Below are 17,076 nucleotides of genomic sequence, written 5' to 3'. Positions count from 1 at the left end.
AGATGTGTGTGCCTCAGCGTCCGAACGAACGACCGCCGCCGCCACCGGAGCGGCCACCGCCGCCGCCGTAGCCACCGCCACCACCCGAACGGCCACCGCCGCCCGAACGGTTGCCGCCGTAGCCACCACCGCCGCCGCCACCCGGACGACCGCGTCCGCGGCCGCCACCCATGTGGTCGACGCTCGTGCGCAACGGGTCCGGCTGGCCGGCACCGCCCGCAACGGCTTCGGCGCGCAGGTGCGCGACCTGGTTGGCCTGCGTCGGGCTGTGGCTGTTGCCGTGATGGCGCGGTTGGCGCTCGTCATGCGGCATGTGGTTCTGCGGTGCATGGTGCGGCGTGCGTGCCGGACCCTGCGGGCCGCGGCCTTGCGGCGGGCGTGCGCCCTGGCCGCGCGGGCCCTGGCCTTGACCCTGGCCGCCACCGTTGGCGTTGCGGCCTTGGCCACCGCCCTGGCCGCCACCACGGCGTTGACCGCCGCCGTTGCCGCCACCACCAGCGCGATCACCACCGCCCTGGCCGGCCTTGTTCTCGCGGATGCGTTGCAGCATCTCGGTGCGGGCGGCCTTGGCGGCTGCCTGCATCACGTCGCGGCTTGGCGGACGGCCGGCGCCGCCCCAGATCGTCTGGCGACCCATGGCGATCGGCTCGGCGCGTTCGCCTTCTTCGGGGCCGAAGCCCTCGACGATCTGCACGGGAATCGTCTGCTTGGTGAAGCGTTCGATTTCCTGCATGAAGCCTTCTTCGTCCAGGCACACGAAGCTCACGGCCTCGCCGCTCGAACCGGCACGGCCGGTGCGGCCGATGCGGTGCACGTAGTCTTCGCTGACGTTCGGGATTTCGTAGTTCACGACGTGCGGCAGCTCGTCGATGTCGATGCCGCGGGCCGCGATGTCGGTGGCCACCAGCGCGCGGATGTCGCCGCTCTTGAAGCCGGCCAGCGCCTGCGTGCGGGCGCTCTGGCTCTTGTTGCCGTGCAGCGCCATCGCCTCGATGCCGTTCTTGGTCAGGAACTCGGCCACGCTGTTGGCGCCGAACTTGGTGCGCGTGAACACGAGCACCTGGCTCCACTTGTTCTCGTTGATGATGTGCGCGAGCAGCGCCTTCTTCTTGCCGCGGCCCACGGGGTGGATCACCTGGGTGATGCGCTGCACGGTGGTGTTGCGCGGCGTGACCTGGATGCTCTGCGGGTTCTTGAGCAGCGTGGCGGCCAGGTCGCGGATGTCGTCGCTGAAGGTGGCCGAGAACAGCAGGCTCTGCTTTTCCTTGGGCACCAGCGCCAGGATCTTCTTCACGTCGTGGATGAAGCCCATGTCGAGCATGCGGTCGGCTTCGTCCAGGATCAGCATCTGGACCTGGCTCAGGTCGAGCATGCCTTGCTGTTGCAGGTCGAGCAGGCGACCGGGGGTGGCCACGAGGATGTCGACACCCTTCTTGAGCTTGCTGATCTGCGGGTTCATGCCGACGCCACCGAAGATCACGGTCGAGTCGAGCTGCAGGTACTTGCCGTAGGTGCGAACCGACTCTTCGACCTGGGCCGCGAGTTCGCGCGTGGGGGTCAGCACGAGGGCGCGGATGCCGGTGCCGCCGAACTTGTTGGTAGCGCTGCGGCTCATGCTGAGCTTGTGCAGCATCGGCAGCGTGAAGGCGGCCGTCTTGCCGGTGCCGGTCTGGGCGCCGCCGAGCAGGTCGTGGCCTTCGAGGACGGCGGGGATGGCTTGCGCCTGAATGGGGGTCGGGGAGTCGTAACCGTGCTCGTGCACAGCCTTCAAGATGGCGGGAGCCAGCTTCAGTTCATCAAAATTCATTGGAAACAATAAGCGCCATACACGGCGCAGTGGCATCGGCCCGCTTGGCGTCTTATTTGTTGACACCGAGCCAGTCAAGGCAGATGAAGGTCAGGGGTGGGAGCCTGAAAACCCACTGTGAAAAGGGCTTTCTTCGTCCCCGGCAGAGAGCCGGTGTTGCGGGCAACTGGACCCGGCAACGGTGGCTATTGTCGCATGAGTCGATAATCGGTGGTTTGCCGCGCCCGAATGCTCCTTTCCGGCGCCCGCGCTTTTCCCCGATCTTTGTACCCAGGTAACTATCCACAGATGGCTCAATACGTCTATTCGATGAACCGCGTCAGCAAGACCGTGCCGCCCAAGCGGCAGCTCTTGAAGGACATTTCGCTCTCTTTCTTCCCCGGCGCCAAGATCGGCGTGCTTGGCCTGAACGGCTCGGGCAAGTCCACGCTGCTCAAGATCATGGCGGGTGTGGACAAGGAGTTCGAGGGCGAGGCGCTGCCCATGCCGGGCATGACGATCGGCTACCTGGAGCAGGAACCCAAGCTCAACCCCGACCACACGGTGCGCGAATCGGTCGAAGAGTCCATGGGCGCGGTGTTCGCGGCCAAGGCGCGCCTGGAAGAGGTGTACATCGCCTATGGCGCCGAAGACGCCGATTTCGACGCGCTGGCGGCCGAGCAGGCCCAGCTCGAAGCCATCATCGCCACCGCCGGCACCGATTCCGAGCACCAGCTCGAGATCGCCGCCGACGCGCTGCGCCTGCCGGCCTGGGACGCCAAGATCGGCGTGCTGTCGGGCGGCGAGAAGCGCCGCGTGGCGCTGTGCCGCCTGCTGCTGAGCAAGCCCGACATGCTGCTGCTCGACGAGCCGACCAACCACCTGGACGCCGAATCGGTCGAGTGGCTCGAAGTGTTCCTGCAGCGCTTCACGGGCACCGTGGTGGCCATCACCCACGATCGCTACTTCCTGGACAACGCGGCCGAGTGGATCCTGGAAATGGACCGCGGTCGTGGCATTCCCTGGAAGGGCAACTACAGCACCTGGCTCGAGCAGAAGGGCGAACGCCTGGCACAGGAGCAAAAGAGCGAAGAAGCCCACGCCAAGGCGCTGAAGAAGGAACTGGAGTGGTCGCGCCAGAACCCGAAGGCACGCCAGGCCAAGAGCAAATCACGTCTCGCCCGCTTCGAAGAGCTGAGCGACATGGAATACCAGAAGCGCAACGAAACGCAGGAAATCTTCATTCCTGTGGCGGAGCGGCTGGGCCAGCAGGTGTTCGAGTTCCACGGCGTGAGCAAGTCCTTCGGCGACCGCATGCTGATCGACAACCTCAGCTTCACCGTGCCGCCGGGCGCGATCGTCGGCATCATCGGCCCGAACGGCGCCGGCAAGTCGACGCTGTTCAAGCTGCTCGCGGGCAAGGAACAGCCTGACACCGGCGAGGTCGTCATCGGCCAGACCGTGAAGATGGCCTTCGTCGACCAGCACCGCGACGAACTCGCCAACCAGAAGACCGTGTGGGAAGACATCTCGAACGGCCTGGACATCATCAACGTCGGCAAGTTCCAGATGGCCAGCCGCGCGTATGCGGGCCGCTTCAACTTCAACGGCGCGGACCAGCAGAAGAAGGTCGGCACGCTGTCGGGCGGTGAGCGCGGCCGCCTGCACTTGGCCAAGACGCTGATCGCCGGCGGCAACGTGCTGCTGCTGGACGAACCCTCGAACGACCTGGACGTCGAAACGCTGCGTGCGCTCGAAGACGCGCTGCTCGAATTCGCCGGCACGGTCATGGTCATCAGCCACGACCGCTGGTTCCTCGACCGTATCGCCACGCACATCCTCGCGGCCGAAGGCGACAGCCAATGGACCTTCTTCGACGGCAACTACCAGGAGTACGAAGCCGACAAGAAGAAGCGCCTCGGCGAAGAAGGCGCCAAGCCGAAGCGCATGCGCTACAAGGCCCTCAAGTAAGACTTGGTCTTTCTCCCTCCCCTTCCGGGGGAGGGTCGGGGTGGGGGCACGACGGCCTTCGAATAAGCTCAGTCTGCTTCTACAAGAGCGCGCGGTTCCGCAAGGGGCCGCGCGCTTTTTTCATCCTCGGCCGCAAACACCTCGCGCGCCGCGAAGAGGCCGTTCAGCGCCGCCGGAAAGCCTGCGTACACCGCCATCTGCATGATGACCTCGACCACTTCGTCGCGCGTCACGCCGACGTTCAGCGCCGCGTGGATGTGCACCTTCAGCTGCGGCGCGGCATTGCCCATGGCGGTGAGCGCGGCCACTGTGGCGATCTCGCGGGCGCGCAGGTCGAGGCCGGGGCGCGAGTAGATGTCGCCGAACGGAAACTCGATCACCAGGCGGCCGAAGTCCGGCGCGATGCTGGCCAGGCTCTCGACCACCTTGACGCCGCCTTCGCCATCGATCTCATGAAGCTTGGCCAGGCCACGCACGTAGCGCAGGCTGTCGCTTTGGCTCAGGTCCTGTTGTGTGTTGTTCGTCATTGCTCGTCTTTCCTTCCCGGGCCTTGCCCGACAGAGGAGGACGCTTGTTCGTCTTCTCGACCTCGCGGTAGTGGTCGATCTTGAACGACAGCGCCTGCATGGATTGCTGCAGCGCCGCCACCCTGGCCTGAACTTCGGCAAGGTGCTCCTCGAGCATCTCGCGCCGTTCGCCGACGCTGGCGTCCCCCTGGCTTCGAAGCCTGACGAAGGCCTGCATGCCCTGGATGGACATGCCGGTCTCGCGCAGGCGCAACAGGAAATCCAGCAGGTCCATGTCGGCGCTCGCATAGCGCCGCTGACCGCCGGGCGCACGGGGCACCGCGGCAATCAGCCCGATGCGTTCGTAGTAGCGCAGCGTGTAGGCCGTAAGGCCCGTGCGCTGGGCGACTTCCGCAATGGTCAGACTGGTTTCCATGGCGTTGATTCTCGAAATTAGAGCGCGCTCTAAGTCAAGCGCTTTTGTCGAACTATTTTTGCGGAAGCTGCAGGTCCGCATCGAGCCAGCCGCGCAGGCTGTTCACGAAGGCGAAGGCCTGCACCCGGGGCAGATCGTCCACCCGCACGACGGCTTCGGCAAGCTGCCCTTCGCGAAGGCGGCGGGCGCGGCCGATGCCATCGAGCAGCCCGCAGCGCAACGGCGGTGTGACCCAGCGGCCATCGAGTTGCAGCGCGATGTTGCCGCGCGTGCATTCGGTGATCTCGCCGTGGCGGTTCCAGAGCAGGGTGTCGAACACGCCCGGCTCGGTGGGGGCGAAGGCCTCGTAGTGGGCGCGGCGCGTGGTCTTGAAGCGCGAGAACGCACTGTGGGCCTCGTCGAAGGCGTGTGCGGCGAGTTGCAATCGAACACGCGCCGGGGCCGCGTCCATGGCAAAGGCTTCGGCGCGCGGCTGCCCTTGTGCATCGAGCAGCAGGCGCACACGCCATGCGCCCGCCGGATACGCGGCGGCCAGGCGATGCAGGCAGTTCGCCACAAGCGCTTCGTTCCACGCAAAGCCGAAGTGCGCAGCCGCGTTCTGCATGCGCGCGAGGTGCGCGTGTGCATCGCGCAGATCGCCTTGCACCAGCGCCATGGTTTCGAGCAGGTCGAAGGGCGTTTCGGCAGCCACTGGCGCGGGCGCAGGCGCGGAGCCCTTGCCGAGAAAGGCCCGCTTGTGCCGCCATTCGTCCCATTCCGCATCGGCGCGCGCATCGGCCGTGATGCCACTGCCGATGCCGCATCGCGCGTCGGTGCCGTGCAGGGTCACGGTGCGGATCGGCACGTTGAAGGTCGCATGGCCACCCGGCCGCACCACGCCCACCGCACCGCAGTACACGCCGCGCGCCTCGGGCTCCAGCGCGCGGATCATCCGCATCGCGCTGACCTTCGGCGCGCCGGTGATCGAGCCGCAGGGGAACAGCGCCGCGAACACATCCACCAGCGAGACGCCTTCGCGCACCGTCGCCTCGACGTCGGAGGTCATCTGCCACACGGTCGGCAGCGCCTCGGTGTGGAAGAGCCGGGGCACGCGCACCGAAAAAGGCTGCGCGATGCGCGACAGGTCGTTGCGGATCAGGTCCACGATCATCACGTTCTCGGCCCGCTCCTTGGGCACGGTGCGCAACTGCAGCGCCAATGCCTCGTCTTCGGCGGGCGTCGCGCCGCGCGGGGCGGTGCCTTTCATGGGGCGGGACAGGATGCGCTCGCCCTGCCAGTCGAAGAACAGCTCGGGCGATACCGACAGCACCTGCTCTTCGCCGGTGTCGATGAAGGCGGCGTAGCCATTCGGCTGTGCCCGCCGCAGCGCCATGAACCAGGCCTGCGGATCGGCGTGGAAGCCGGCCCGCAACGGTGCCGTGTAGTTGAGCTGGTAGAGCTCGCCGTTGCGGATGGCGCGGTGGATGGCCGCCATGTTCTTGTCGAATGCCGCCCGCGACAGTGCCGATTGCCATTCGACCGCGGGCGCCTGCGCATCCGATGCTTCCGAAGGCCAGGGCAGTGCGGCATCGTGCACGCCGAACCACGCGAGCGGCCCGTCGCTCGCATGCACGGCGAATGCGGGGTCGAAGGCGGCGGCCGCCTCGTAGCGCAGGTAGCCCACGCACCAACGGCCCTCGCGGGAGAAGGCTTCGACCGCTTCCAGCACGGGCCGCACTTCGTCGGGCGTGCGCGCCACGAGCACGCGCGATGGCGCACCGAAGGCCGCGCGCAGCCGCGTCCTTCCGTCGCTTCGCGGCTCGGCGAAATCGATCAGCGTCTGCACGAAGGGCGTGGCGTCGTCAGGCTGCTTCAGCTTCAGGCTCACCGGTTCTGGCGGGCGGCGGTGGCATGCCGTCCTTCGGTGGCGAGCCCGCCAGCACCCGCTTGCGCACCGCGTAGATGTTGTTGCGCAGCGCATAGAGCTCGTCGGCATACGACAGCGGCACGGCCACCTTGTTGACCACGCGGTCGAGCTCGTCCAGCTCCTTGAGCAGCGTGTCGGGTTCGCCGCGACGGGCGTCCACCTTGGCTTCGATGTCGCGCAGCCGCGCATACCAGCGGAACACGCGGCGGCGCACGCGGAACTGGTACAGCGGCGGAATCACGCGGCTCAGCGGCAGCATCAGCACCAGCAGGCCGCCCAGCACCAGCCACATGCGCTCGACGAGATTGCTGGCCCAGAAGGGCAGGTAGCGCTGCCAGACCGGCGGCGTGCCGTTGATGGCGCGGTCGCCCTCGGGGCTCACCGGCAGTTCGCTGGTGCGCGTGTTCGGGAAGTCGCGCGCGCGGTTGAACCAGCCGGCGCCGCTGTGCACGCTTTGCGCCGCCTGCGCGAACAGCTGGCGCAGGGCCGGATGGGTTTCTTCGCGCGACAGCAGCGAGGTGGTGGCCGCGAGCAGCGACACGTCGTGCGGCGGCAGGTCTTTCGACAGGTCGACCACGCCGCGCGGCAGCGTCACCGCCGACAGGAAGGGAAAGCGCCGCGAGTAGGCATCGGCCTGGCCGAAGTCCATCAGCTTGATGCCGTCCGCGCGCAGCAGGTGCTGCACCTGTGGCGACTGCGGCGCCGAAGACAGCACGATGGCGTCGAGCAACCCGGCCTCCAGGGCCCCGGCCGCGGCGGCCTGTTCGAGGTTCGACAGCAGCACGTCGTCGGGCCCGAGCTTGTTGGCCTTGAGCATCCGTTCCATGATGTCGGGCAGGCCGCTGCCCGGCATGTCGACGTTCACGCGCAGGCCGCGCAGTTGCGTGAGCGAGCTCAGCGTGCTGGTCTTGCGGTCGATCTTCTGCGCCGAGTCGGTGCGATAGAACAGCCAGATCGGCTCGAAGAACAGGCTGCCCAGCGAGCTGAGGCCCGCCTCTTCGTCGGCCACCGGGTCGGCGCTGCCGCCGCGCACGAAGCCCACGTCGGCGCCGCCGGTGCGCAGCAGCTGCAGGTTCTCGGTCGAGCCCGAGGTGGCCTTCAGCTCGACCTCGATGCCGCTGCGCTTCAGGGCCTCGGCATAGTGCTTGCCGAACTGTGCGTAGGCGCTGCCGGTCGGGCCGGTGGCCAGCGTCACGTGCTTGGGCGGCTGCGGCTGCAGCCACCAGTAGGCAGCGATCAGCAGGCCGATGACGAGGAACACGATGGGCCCCGCCGACGCGATCAGGTCGCGGATCGACAGCAGGATCAGCTTCAGGGTTCTGGGGAACGCCATGGTGGTCCTTTCGGTATGTCAGCTGCCGCGCGTTGCGGCCAGGTCCGCGGCGCACGGGATGTGCAGCTCGCCGACCGTCACGGCGCGCGCCGCGTGCACCGCGCGCAGCGTGGCAATGGCGACCACCTCGGCCGCCATGGTGCTCAGCACCGTCATGCCCGGTGCGTTGCCTTCGAGCGGCACGCGGCCGGTGGCCAGCGCGAACAGCGTGTCGCCGTCGCTCATGGTGTGCACCGGGTTGATGGCGCGCGCGAGCCCGTCGTGCGACACGTTGGCGAGGCGGTTGGCCTGCACCTTGGTGAGCACGGCGTCGGTGGCGATCACGCCGATGGTGGTGTTGGTGCCCGCCAGCAGCGGCTTGGGCAGGTCGCCGCGCAGCAGGGCCCGGCGCGTGTCGAGCAGGGCCTTGCCGTCTTCGGTGCGCGCACCGGCCACGGGCTGGCCGGTGTTGTGGTCGATCACGTCGCCCAGCGAATTGACCGCGATCAGCGCGCCCACCGTGACGCCGCCGACCGTGACCGACGCGGTGCCGACGCCGCCCTTCATCGCGCGGTTCACGCCGAAGAGCTTGCCCACCAGCGCGCCAGTGCCCGCGCCCACATTGCCTTCGGCGGGGGCGGCGGTGCTGGCCGCTTCGCAGGCCGCGTAGCCGGCGGCTGCATCGGGGCGGATGCGTGCGTCGCCCATCGGCAGGTCGAACAGCACGGCGGCGGGCACGATGGGCAGGGTGCCGAAGCGCACGTCCATGCCGATGTCGCGTTCTTCCATCCAGCGCATGGCGCCCTCGGCGGCGGCCAGGCCCCAGGCGCTGCCGCCCGCGAGCATCACGGCGTGCACCTGTTGCACCAGGTTGCCGGGTGCGAGCAGGTCGGTCTCGCGCGTGCCGGGCGCCGCGCCGCGCACGTCCACGCCGCCCACCGCGCCGTCGCGCGCCATGACCACGGTGCAGCCGGTGGGGCGGCGGGTGTCGGAGAAATGGCCGACTTCGATGCCGGCGACGTCGGTGATGGAACCGGCGGAACGAGAAGAGATGGAAGAGGGGGCTGACATGGCGGCCGATTATGAGACCGCGCCTCTACGATAGGCGCCATGACAGTTGCAAGAAGTAGTTTCTCGGGGGCCGGCGATACGAGGCGTCACGTCGTGGTGATCGGCGCGGGCGCCGTGGGCAGTGCCACCGCCATCGAGGCGTTGCGTGCCGGCTTGCGCGTGACGGTGGTCGAGCCCGGCGAACCCGGTGGTCCGCACGCCACGAGCTACGGCAACGCGGGCTGGCTTTCGTCGCATTCGGTGGTGCCGCCCGCGCTGCCTGGTGCCTGGCGCAAGGTGCCGGGCTGGCTGGCCGACCCGCTGGGGCCGCTCGCGTTGCGCTGGCGCTACCTGCCGCGCGCCACGCCCTGGCTGCTGCGCTACCTGGCATCGGGCTGGACCGAGGCGCGCGTGCAGCGCACCGCCGACGCCCTGCGCACCCTGCTGGCGGATGCGCCTGCGTTGCACACCCGGCTCGCGGCCGAGGCGGGCGTGCCGCAGCTCATCGAGCAGCGCGGCCTGCTGCATGCCTATCGCTCGCGCGCCGAATTCGAGGGCGATGCGCTGGCGTGGCGCGTGCGCCAGCGCACGGGTGTCCGTTGGGAGGAATGGTCGGCCGAGGAGCTGCACCGCCGCGAGCCGGACCTTGATGCGCGCTACACCCTCGGCATCTTCGTGCCTGAAGCCGGGCATTGCCGCGATCCGGGCACCTATGTGGCGGCACTGGCACGGCATGCGCAGGCAGGTGGTGCCGATCGCCTTGCCGCGCGCGCGACGGGTTTTCGCATCGAAGGCGGCCGATTGCGCGCGGTGCTGACCGAGGCCGGCGAGATCGCCTGCGACGCCGCGGCCATCTGTGCCGGTGCGCGTTCCGGCGCGCTGGCGGCAGCGGCAGGCTCTGCCGTGCCGCTCGAATCCGAGCGCGGCTACCACGTCGTCGTCGAAGGGGCCCCGGTGGGGCCGCGCACGCCGGTGATGGTGGCGGACGGCAAGCTCATCGCCCACTGGATGGACAGTGGCCTGCGCGCCGCGGGCCAGGTCGAGATCGGCGGCCTCGACGCCGCGCCCGACTGGCGCCGCGCAGAGATATTGCATCGCCATCTGCAATCGATGTTTCCGGCGTTGGCGGACACGGCCGGTGCCACCGCCGTGAAGCACTGGCTCGGCCATCGCCCCAGCCTGCCCGATGGCTTGCCCTGCATCGGCCCGTCGGCCGCAAGTGCCGACATCGTGCTGGCCTTCGGCCACGGCCACGTGGGCCTCTGCGGCTCGGCGCGCACAGGCCGGCTCGCGGCCCAGTTGCTCGCCGGCATCGCGCCCGAAATCTCGCTGGTGCCCTTCGCTCCGAAGCGCTTCGGCTGAGCCTTTGGTCGCCGGCGGTCAGCGACCGCCGGCGCTGGCCTTGATGCTAACGAAGCGTCGACAGCTTCGCGTGACTCAGTGCGTCAGTTGGCCGCTTCGATCGACATGACCGTGAGCGCGCCATCGACCTTGTCGGCGGTAAAGCGCACCTTGTCGCCTGCCTTGACCTTCGTGAGCAGGGCCGGGTCTTTCACGCGGAAGACCATCGTCATGCCGGTCATGTCGAGGTTCTGGATGTCGCCGTGCTTGAGGGTGATCTTCTTCGCGTCGGTGTCGATCTTGCGCACTTCACCTTCGACGGACGGCAGTGCGGCCTGGGCAAAGGCGGCTGCGGCGAGCAGGGCAGCGGAGAGAGCGGTAACTAGTTTCTTCATGATGAATTTTCTTTCGAGGTTTTTCAGAGGGTTCAGCGATAGCTTTGGTAGACGCGTGTGCTGCCATCGGCGAGCACCAGCAGCACGTCATACGGATCGCGCTGGTCGCCATACGCCGGGCCGTCCATGCCGGGCGAGCCGACCGGCATGCCGGGCACCGCAAGGCCGATGGCCTTGGGCTTTTCCTTCAGCAGGCGATGCACTTCGCGTGCCGGTACATGGCCTTCGATGGCGTAGCCGCCGACGCGCCCGGTGTGGCACGAGCCCAGCTTGGCGGGCACGCCCAGTCGTTCGCGCGCGGCGCTGTTGCCTTCGTCGTGCACGCGGGTGGCCAGGCCGTTCTTGTTGAGGTGCTTGACCCAGTCCTGGCAGCAGCCGCAGTTCGGGTCTTTCCAGATCTCGACCATCGGCGCCGCCGCCAGTGCGGCAATCGGCAGCGTGGCGGTGGAGGCCAGCGCCAGCAGCGGGGCGGCGCGCTTCAGCAGGGTTCGTCGTTGCATGCTTTTTCTCTCCTTGTCGTCATGGCTTGGGTGCGGCGGCGGCCAGCACGCGGATGCGGCCGGCCATGCCGAGTTCGTAGTGGTCTTTCACGAGGCAGGCGAAGTCGAAATCGCCGGCGCGGTTGAAGGTCCAGACCATGTCGCCGGTCTTGCCGGCGGGCACGTGGACCATCCACGGGTCGTCGTGTTCCATGTCTGGAAACTTCTTCATCATGGCCGCGTGCGCCTCGATCTCGGCCGTGGTGCCCAGCACCAGTTCATGCAGCTCCTTGCCGCGGTTCTTCAGCCGCAAGCGAACGGTGTCGCCCTCGCGCACTTCGATCACCGAGGGGGTGAAGGTCATGTCGTCGGCCATCGCGATGTCGATGGTGCGTTTCACCGCGCGCGCTTCGCCGGCGATGCCCCAGGGCTTCTGCTCGGGTGCGGCCGTGCGGGTGCCGTGGGGCTTGGCACCATGGTTCTCGTGGGCCTGTGCCGTCGTGGCGGCGACGCCTGCAAGGGCAAGGCAGGCGGCGATGGATGCGAGTGTCTTGTTCATGAGATGGGTTCCAGAAAAAGAGTGGTCAGTGGTTGTGCGCGCCCTGGCCCGAAGGCTTGCGCACGGTGGCGTCGGTCTTGTTGCTGTCGCCGCCCTTGATGGCAGGGGCGTTGCGCGCGGCCGGTGGAACGGCCGCGCCGGGCACTTCGCGCGCGACGGTGCCGGCCGGGTGCTTGAACCAGCCTGGGTCGCGGTAGTCGCCCGGCTTCTGGTCGCGCCGCACCTTGAGCAGCGTGAACATGCCACCCATCTCGGCCGATCCGAAGGGGCCGGTGCCGGTCATCATGGGCACGGTGTTGTCGGGGATGGGCATTTCCATCTCGCCCATGTCGGCCATGCCCTTGTCGCCCATCACCATGTAGTCGGGCACAAGCTTGCGGATCTTGTCGACCACGCCTTTCTGGTCGACGCCGATCATGGTGGGCACGTCGTGGCCCATCGGCCCCATCGTGTGGTGCGCCTTGTGGCAGTGCAGCGACCAGTCGCCTTCTTCATCGGCGATGAACTCCATCTGCCGCATCTGGCCCACCGCCACGTCGACCGACACTTCGGGCCAGCGCGCGGTGCGCGGTACGGGGCCGCCGTCGGTGCCGGTCACCTCGAACTCATGGCCGTGGATGTGAATGGGGTGGTTGGTCATCGTGAGGTTGCCCACGCGGATGCGCACGCGGTCGCCCTTGCGCACGTTCAGCGTGTCGATGGCCGGGAACACGCGGCTGTTGAAGCTCCAGATGTTGAAGTCGGTCATGGTGTTGACCTTGGGCGTGGCGCTGCCGGGCTCGACGTCGAAGCTGCCGAGCAGAAAGCAGAAGTCGCGGTCGACCTTCTCGATCAGCGGGTGTTCGGCCTTCGGGTGCGTGACCCAGAAGCCCATCATCCCCATCGCCATCTGCACCATCTCGTCGGCATGCGGGTGGTACATGAAGGTGCCGGGGCGCCGTGCGGTGAACTCGTAGACGAAGGTCTTGCCCGGCGGAATGTGCGGCTGCGTGATGCCGCCCACGCCATCCATGCCGTTGGGCAGGCGCTGGCCGTGCCAGTGCACGGTCGTGTGCTCGGGCAGCCTGTTGGTGACGTAGATGCGCACGCGGTCGCCCTCGACCACCTCGATGGTCGGGCCTGGCGACTGGCCGTTGTAGCCCCACATGTTGACCTTGAAGCCGGGCGCCATCTCGCGCACCACGGGCTCGGCGACCAGATGGAACTCCTTCACGCCGGCATTCATGCGCCACGGCAAGGTCCAGCCGTTGAGGGTGACGACCGGGTTGTACGGCCGGCCGTTCGGCGGCACGAGCGGCGGCGCGGTGGCCGTGGAGCCTTGCGTCACCGGCTCGGGCAGCGCGGCCATCGACACGCGGCTGACCGTGGTGGCGGCAACGGCCGTGGCTGCGCCAGCAAAGAAATTGCGACGGTTCATGTCAGTGGCCTCCCGCCGCGGGTTCGCTGGCCGCCGCGGTCTGCAGGGCCGTCATTCCACCGGGCGAGCTGCCCGTGAGCACCAGCTGCAGATCGGTGTCCGCCAGCCAGAAGTCGCGCTGCGCCTCGATGCCGGCGTTCACCAGCAACATGCTTGCGCGCGTTTCGCCGAGAAGCTCCCACACGCTCGCGAGCATGCCGTTGTAGCGCAGCACCATCTCTTCGTTCACCTGCTTGCGCAGCGGCAGCACCTCGTCGCGGTAGCGGCGGGCGATGGCGTAGGCGGTGTTCCAGCCTTGCCAGGCTTCGCGCGCCTCGCTCGTGGCCAGCACACCCACGTCGCGCACGCGCGCGGCCGATTGCAGGTACTGCGCCTCGGCACGGCCGTTGCGCGACTGGCCCCAGTCGAAGATCGGAATGGGCAGGTCGAGCTCGAAGCCGCGCTTGGTTTTCTTCGTGCGATCGGCGTCGTTGTCGAAGGTGGTGTTGCGCACCACGCCCAACTCCATCGCGTTGATGACGCTGGTTGCATGCGTGAGACCCAGCGAGCCGGCCACGGCCGAGTTCTGCGCCTGTGCCGCGCGCACGTCGAGCCGGTCGCGCAAGGCCAACGCCTGCACGTCGCCCAGTTCGGGCGCGGCTTGCGGCAGCGGTGGCAGGCGGTCGGGCAACGTGTAGCCGGTGCGCGTGCCGCTCAGGCCCATCAGGCGCGTGAGCTGCTCGCGGCTCGCGACGGCGGCCTGTTCGGCCCGCGCAAGCTGTGCGGATGCGTCGGCCAGCAGGAGCTGTTCGCGCGTGCGCTGCAGGGCGCTCCAGTTGCCGGCCTTGGCCATGCGGTGCGCGAGTTCGGCACCGGCTTCGGTGGCCTCCTTCGCATCGCGCAGGTAGGCCACGCTTTGCTGCGCCGCCACCGCGCGCACCCAGGCGCGGCGCGTGTCGGCGGCCAGGATCAGCACGCTTTGCGCGGCCTGCAGCTTGGCGGCCTCGTGCCGCTGGCCGGCCCAGCGGGCCTGCCACGGCAGCGTGACGAGGCCCAGCACGTTGAAGCGAAGCATCCGCTCGAACTCGCGCTCGCTGCCCTGTGCCAGCCGGCTGAACGAAAGCACCGGGTTCGGCAGGCTCGCGGCCTGCACGCGGTCGGCGTCGCTCAGTTGCAGCGTGGCAAAGGCGTCCTGCACGCGCGGGCCGTTGACCAGTGCGATGCGCACGGCGGCTTCGGCGTCCAGCGGCTTGGCGAGCAGTGCATCGACGCTCTTTTGCGAGGCCTCGTCAGGCGCGCGCTGGGCCGTGGTGCCCGCCATCAGCGGGTTGCCGTTGACCAGCGCCTGCACGTCGGCCGTGCCGCCGTCGGACGAGAGGCTGGCGCAGCCGGCCAGCGTCAACACGCCGGCCAGCGCGATGGCGCTGCGGATGAATGAATGAGGGACCATGCGGCCGCCGGGCGGACGCGGATCGGCATGCGGCGGCGGTGCCGCATGGCCGGGAATGCCGGCAGCTTGCCAGCGAACAAAAGGGTTCACGCTCGATCTCCATGAGCAATTCGACGGACGCCGCGAGCCTGCAAAGGCTCACTGCGGACGGACTACGGGCAGGGAGATCAGGAAATGGGCGGCTTCAGGCCCGGGGCGGGCTCCGCGCTGGCGAAGCGGGCCGCGTGTGCAGCCGGTGGCGCCTGGGGCGCGCTGTGCACGATGTCGATGAGGGGCATGCCGCCGAGTGCGACGGTGTGGCAGACCTGGCAGGCGGTGCAGGTGCCGCAGCCCTGGTGGCCCGCGCCGTTGTCGCTGTTGTCGTGGCCGCCGGTGTGGTCGGCCATGTTCATGTCCATCGACATGGCGCCGCTCTCGGCCGCCATGCCTTCATGGCAATGCGCTTCGCTGGCCGTGGTGGCCGAAGAAGCCATCGACACGGCTGCCGCCGCTGGCAGCGAATGCCGCACCATCTCGAACGCCATGGCGTCGCCGAGCCAGCCGCGAATGGGCAGCAGGGCGATCATCAAGGCGAGCAGCAGGGTGCGCATGGGGCGCGATGATAAACCGGTGGCCTAAGACACCAGCTGGCCGCGGGCCTTGCCGGCCCACACCTGCAGGTTGTCGAGCAGGTCTTTCTGGCTGAAGGAGCAGCTCTCTTCGCTGAAGAGTGCGCTCGATTCGAGCCGGTCGAGCAGGTTCAGCAGCACCTCGCCGTAGCGCGGTGGCAAGGCGGCGAGCAGCTCGGTGCTGGCGCGGGCCTCGTTCGACAGCGCGGTGACCGACCCGCTGCCGCCGTTGCGCAAGGCGCCCAGGTGCGTGGCGATGGCGTCGAGCTGCTGGCTGGCATTTGCGCTCATGAAGAAGCCTTTCCGGGAGGCGGCAGCGACAGGCCGCGCTCGCGCATCAGGTCGCGCAGCACGTCGGGGTAGTCGGTGATGAGGCCGTCCGCGCCCCAGTCCATCAGCCGCAGCATGTCGGCGCGCTGGTTCACCGTCCAGGGCAGCACCTTCAGGCCGAGCTTCTGCGCTTCCTTGATGACGGCGGGCGTGAGGTCGGCGTAGGCCGGCGACCAGATCACCGGGCCCGGCGCATTGGCCGATGCGGCCCTGACCATCTGCGGCACCGAGGCAAAGCCGGCCGCGTCGAAGCCGGCCGTCCAGCGGCTGTCTTTCAGCGTGCGGGGCGTCGTGAGGTAGGCGCGCGGCAATTGCGGCGCGAGCTGGCCGACCAGCGCCAGCGTGCGCCAGTCGAAGCTCTGGATGGTCACGCGGTCGGCCATCTTCGCCTTGTCGATCTCGGCCAGCAGCGCGCGCACCATGGGCTCCGGCGCGGCGGTTTCACCCGGCTTGTTCGGGTCGATCTTGGTCTCGATGTTGAAGCGCACCGTGGCTGCATCGGCGCCGCGTGCCTGCACCTGCGCGAAGAGGGCTGCCAGTGTCGGGATGCGCTCGCCATCGCGCGGCTGCTGCAGCGCGAACTGCTTGCCATAGTCGCTCGCGGGGTTGAGGCGGCCCACGTCGTAGGTCTGCAATTGCGCCAGCGTGAGCGAGCGGATCGACGCGCCGCTCTTCGGCGCAAGCCAAGTACCGCCAGCGTCGCGCGTGTGGTCGGGGTTGAGCGAGGTGTCGTGCGAGATCACCACCACGTCGTCGGCCGTGAGCCCGATGTCGAGTTCGAGCGTGGTCACGCCCATGTCGATGGCGTTCGAGAACGCGGCCAGCGTGTTCTCGGGCGCCAGGCCGCGCCCGCCGCGGTGGGCTTCCAGGTCGAAGTGCTGCCGGGCCGTGGGCATGATGGCCGCGCAGCCGGTGGCTGCCAGGGCGACGGCAAGAAGGACGTGTTTCATTTGAGTTGGACCTTGATCCCGTTGTCTGTCACGGTGATGTCGCCGATCTCGTAGGTCTTGCGGCCGACCGTGAGTTCATCGGCCGTGAAGCTGCGCAGCACCTGGCCTTGCAGCAGCTCTTGCGCGACCACGCCGCCGACCTTCTGCAGCCGCTGCGCATCGCGGCCTTCGACGCCCTGCAGTTCGAGCTTTTCCGCCTTGGGCTGGTCGAGCCGCAGCGCGCGGGTGGCGGCGTCGTACCTGAGCGCGCTGCTGACCGACACGATGCCCTGCACCGGCGATGCCGCCAGCAGGGGGCTCGCGATGGTCAGCGTGGCCGTGATGGCCGCGCGGTTGGCCTGCGCATCGAGGGCCAGTTGCGGATCGCGCAGCCCGACCATGAAGATCTCGGCATAGCGCTCGGCCACCGGAAAGCGCTTGGCGATCTGCGCCTGCAGCTCGTCGCGCGTCGCGGTGTATTCGCTGGTGAAAAAGTTGAAGCCTGCCAGCGCCGCGAACGGCGCCGGCAGGGCCACGGCGCCCAGCAGCGCACGCAGCAACCGACGGCGGGAGGTGGTGGGGGACGGGGTGCGGAGGTTCATACCGTCCCGAGCTTGCCACA

17 protein-coding genes are annotated in these 17,076 nt (G+C 68.5%); 2 read left to right on the top strand and 15 right to left on the bottom strand.

Annotation, left to right across the window (positions count from 1 at the left end):
• Positions 1 to 13 precede the first annotated feature (13 nt).
• A complete protein-coding gene (locus ACGLHS_RS24340) occupies positions 14 to 1,807 on the bottom strand; it encodes a DEAD/DEAH box helicase (protein WP_394483962.1) in 1,794 nt (597 codons plus the stop codon).
• A gap of 288 nt (positions 1,808 to 2,095) precedes the next feature.
• Here ACGLHS_RS24340 and ettA point away from each other — a divergent pair, with 288 nt between their 5' ends.
• The gene (gene ettA / locus ACGLHS_RS24335) at positions 2,096 to 3,757 is read left to right on the top strand and encodes an energy-dependent translational throttle protein EttA (protein ID WP_394483960.1); all 1,662 of its coding nucleotides are present in this window, start codon (positions 2,096 to 2,098) and stop codon (positions 3,755 to 3,757) included.
• A gap of 68 nt (positions 3,758 to 3,825) precedes the next feature.
• Here ettA and ACGLHS_RS24330 read toward each other — a convergent pair whose 3' ends face one another.
• Genes ACGLHS_RS24330 through ACGLHS_RS24310 form a run of 5 tightly spaced genes read right to left on the bottom strand, consistent with a single transcriptional unit; the run spans position 3,826 to position 8,988 of the window.
• Positions 3,826 to 4,284, bottom strand: a complete 459-nt coding sequence (locus ACGLHS_RS24330) for a carboxymuconolactone decarboxylase family protein (protein ID WP_394483958.1) — start codon at positions 4,282 to 4,284, stop codon at positions 3,826 to 3,828.
• Complete coding sequence (locus tag ACGLHS_RS24325) at positions 4,208 to 4,699, bottom strand: MerR family transcriptional regulator (RefSeq protein WP_394483956.1); 492 nt, start codon at positions 4,697 to 4,699, stop codon at positions 4,208 to 4,210. Before ACGLHS_RS24325 ends, ACGLHS_RS24330 begins: the two co-directional genes overlap by 77 nt.
• 52 nt (positions 4,700 to 4,751) lie before the next feature.
• Positions 4,752 to 6,566 (bottom strand): aminodeoxychorismate synthase component I, encoded by a 1,815-nt coding sequence (gene pabB, locus ACGLHS_RS24320; protein WP_394483954.1) that lies wholly within the window; start codon positions 6,564 to 6,566, stop codon positions 4,752 to 4,754.
• On the bottom strand, positions 6,541 to 7,938 hold the full coding sequence (locus ACGLHS_RS24315) for a TAXI family TRAP transporter solute-binding subunit (protein ID WP_394483952.1): 1,398 nt from the start codon (positions 7,936 to 7,938) through the stop codon (positions 6,541 to 6,543). The genes pabB and ACGLHS_RS24315 overlap by 26 nt, the downstream gene beginning before the upstream one ends.
• An 18-nt stretch (positions 7,939 to 7,956) precedes the next feature.
• Positions 7,957 to 8,988: a P1 family peptidase gene (locus tag ACGLHS_RS24310; protein ID WP_394483950.1), complete on the bottom strand. Its 1,032-nt coding sequence runs from the start codon at positions 8,986 to 8,988 to the stop codon at positions 7,957 to 7,959.
• A gap of 39 nt (positions 8,989 to 9,027) precedes the next feature.
• Here ACGLHS_RS24310 and ACGLHS_RS24305 point away from each other — a divergent pair, with 39 nt between their 5' ends.
• Positions 9,028 to 10,329, top strand: a complete 1,302-nt coding sequence (locus ACGLHS_RS24305) for an NAD(P)/FAD-dependent oxidoreductase (RefSeq protein WP_394483948.1) — start codon at positions 9,028 to 9,030, stop codon at positions 10,327 to 10,329.
• Positions 10,330 to 10,412: 83 nt separating this feature from the next.
• Here ACGLHS_RS24305 and ACGLHS_RS24300 read toward each other — a convergent pair whose 3' ends face one another.
• The 9 genes from ACGLHS_RS24300 to ACGLHS_RS24260 form a co-directional block, all read right to left on the bottom strand.
• A complete protein-coding gene (locus ACGLHS_RS24300; protein ID WP_394483946.1) occupies positions 10,413 to 10,703 on the bottom strand; it encodes a copper-binding protein in 291 nt (96 codons plus the stop codon).
• Between the two features lie 32 nt (positions 10,704 to 10,735).
• Positions 10,736 to 11,203 carry a DUF411 domain-containing protein gene (locus ACGLHS_RS24295; RefSeq protein ID WP_394483944.1) on the bottom strand — a complete coding sequence of 156 codons (468 nt, stop codon included), beginning with the start codon at positions 11,201 to 11,203 and terminating at the stop codon, positions 10,736 to 10,738.
• 19 nt (positions 11,204 to 11,222) lie between these two features.
• The gene (locus ACGLHS_RS24290; RefSeq protein ID WP_394483942.1) at positions 11,223 to 11,741 is read right to left on the bottom strand and encodes a plastocyanin/azurin family copper-binding protein; all 519 of its coding nucleotides are present in this window, start codon (positions 11,739 to 11,741) and stop codon (positions 11,223 to 11,225) included.
• A 25-nt stretch (positions 11,742 to 11,766) separates the two neighbouring features.
• Positions 11,767 to 13,158 (bottom strand): multicopper oxidase family protein, encoded by a 1,392-nt coding sequence (locus tag ACGLHS_RS24285; protein ID WP_394483940.1) that lies wholly within the window; start codon positions 13,156 to 13,158, stop codon positions 11,767 to 11,769.
• 1 nt (position 13,159) lies between these two features.
• Positions 13,160 to 14,587 carry a TolC family protein gene (locus ACGLHS_RS24280; protein ID WP_394484346.1) on the bottom strand — a complete coding sequence of 476 codons (1,428 nt, stop codon included), beginning with the start codon at positions 14,585 to 14,587 and terminating at the stop codon, positions 13,160 to 13,162.
• Between the two features lie 167 nt (positions 14,588 to 14,754).
• Positions 14,755 to 15,177, bottom strand: coding sequence for a hypothetical protein (locus ACGLHS_RS24275; protein ID WP_394483938.1), 423 nt, complete (start codon positions 15,175 to 15,177; stop codon positions 14,755 to 14,757).
• A gap of 24 nt (positions 15,178 to 15,201) precedes the next feature.
• Positions 15,202 to 15,486: a hypothetical protein gene (locus ACGLHS_RS24270; protein ID WP_394483936.1), complete on the bottom strand. Its 285-nt coding sequence runs from the start codon at positions 15,484 to 15,486 to the stop codon at positions 15,202 to 15,204.
• Complete coding sequence (locus tag ACGLHS_RS24265; protein ID WP_394483934.1) at positions 15,483 to 16,475, bottom strand: glycerophosphodiester phosphodiesterase; 993 nt, start codon at positions 16,473 to 16,475, stop codon at positions 15,483 to 15,485. Before ACGLHS_RS24265 ends, ACGLHS_RS24270 begins: the two co-directional genes overlap by 4 nt.
• Positions 16,472 to 17,056, bottom strand: a complete 585-nt coding sequence (locus ACGLHS_RS24260) for a DUF1439 domain-containing protein (RefSeq protein WP_093238998.1) — start codon at positions 17,054 to 17,056, stop codon at positions 16,472 to 16,474. The genes ACGLHS_RS24265 and ACGLHS_RS24260 overlap by 4 nt, the downstream gene beginning before the upstream one ends.
• Positions 17,057 to 17,076 lie beyond the last annotated feature (20 nt).

It is taken from the genome of Variovorax sp. VaC1, from assembly GCF_043658315.1.
Taxonomy (GTDB): Bacteria; Pseudomonadota; Gammaproteobacteria; order Burkholderiales; family Burkholderiaceae_C; genus Variovorax.
This window is presented reverse-complemented; position numbering and strand designations above follow the sequence as displayed.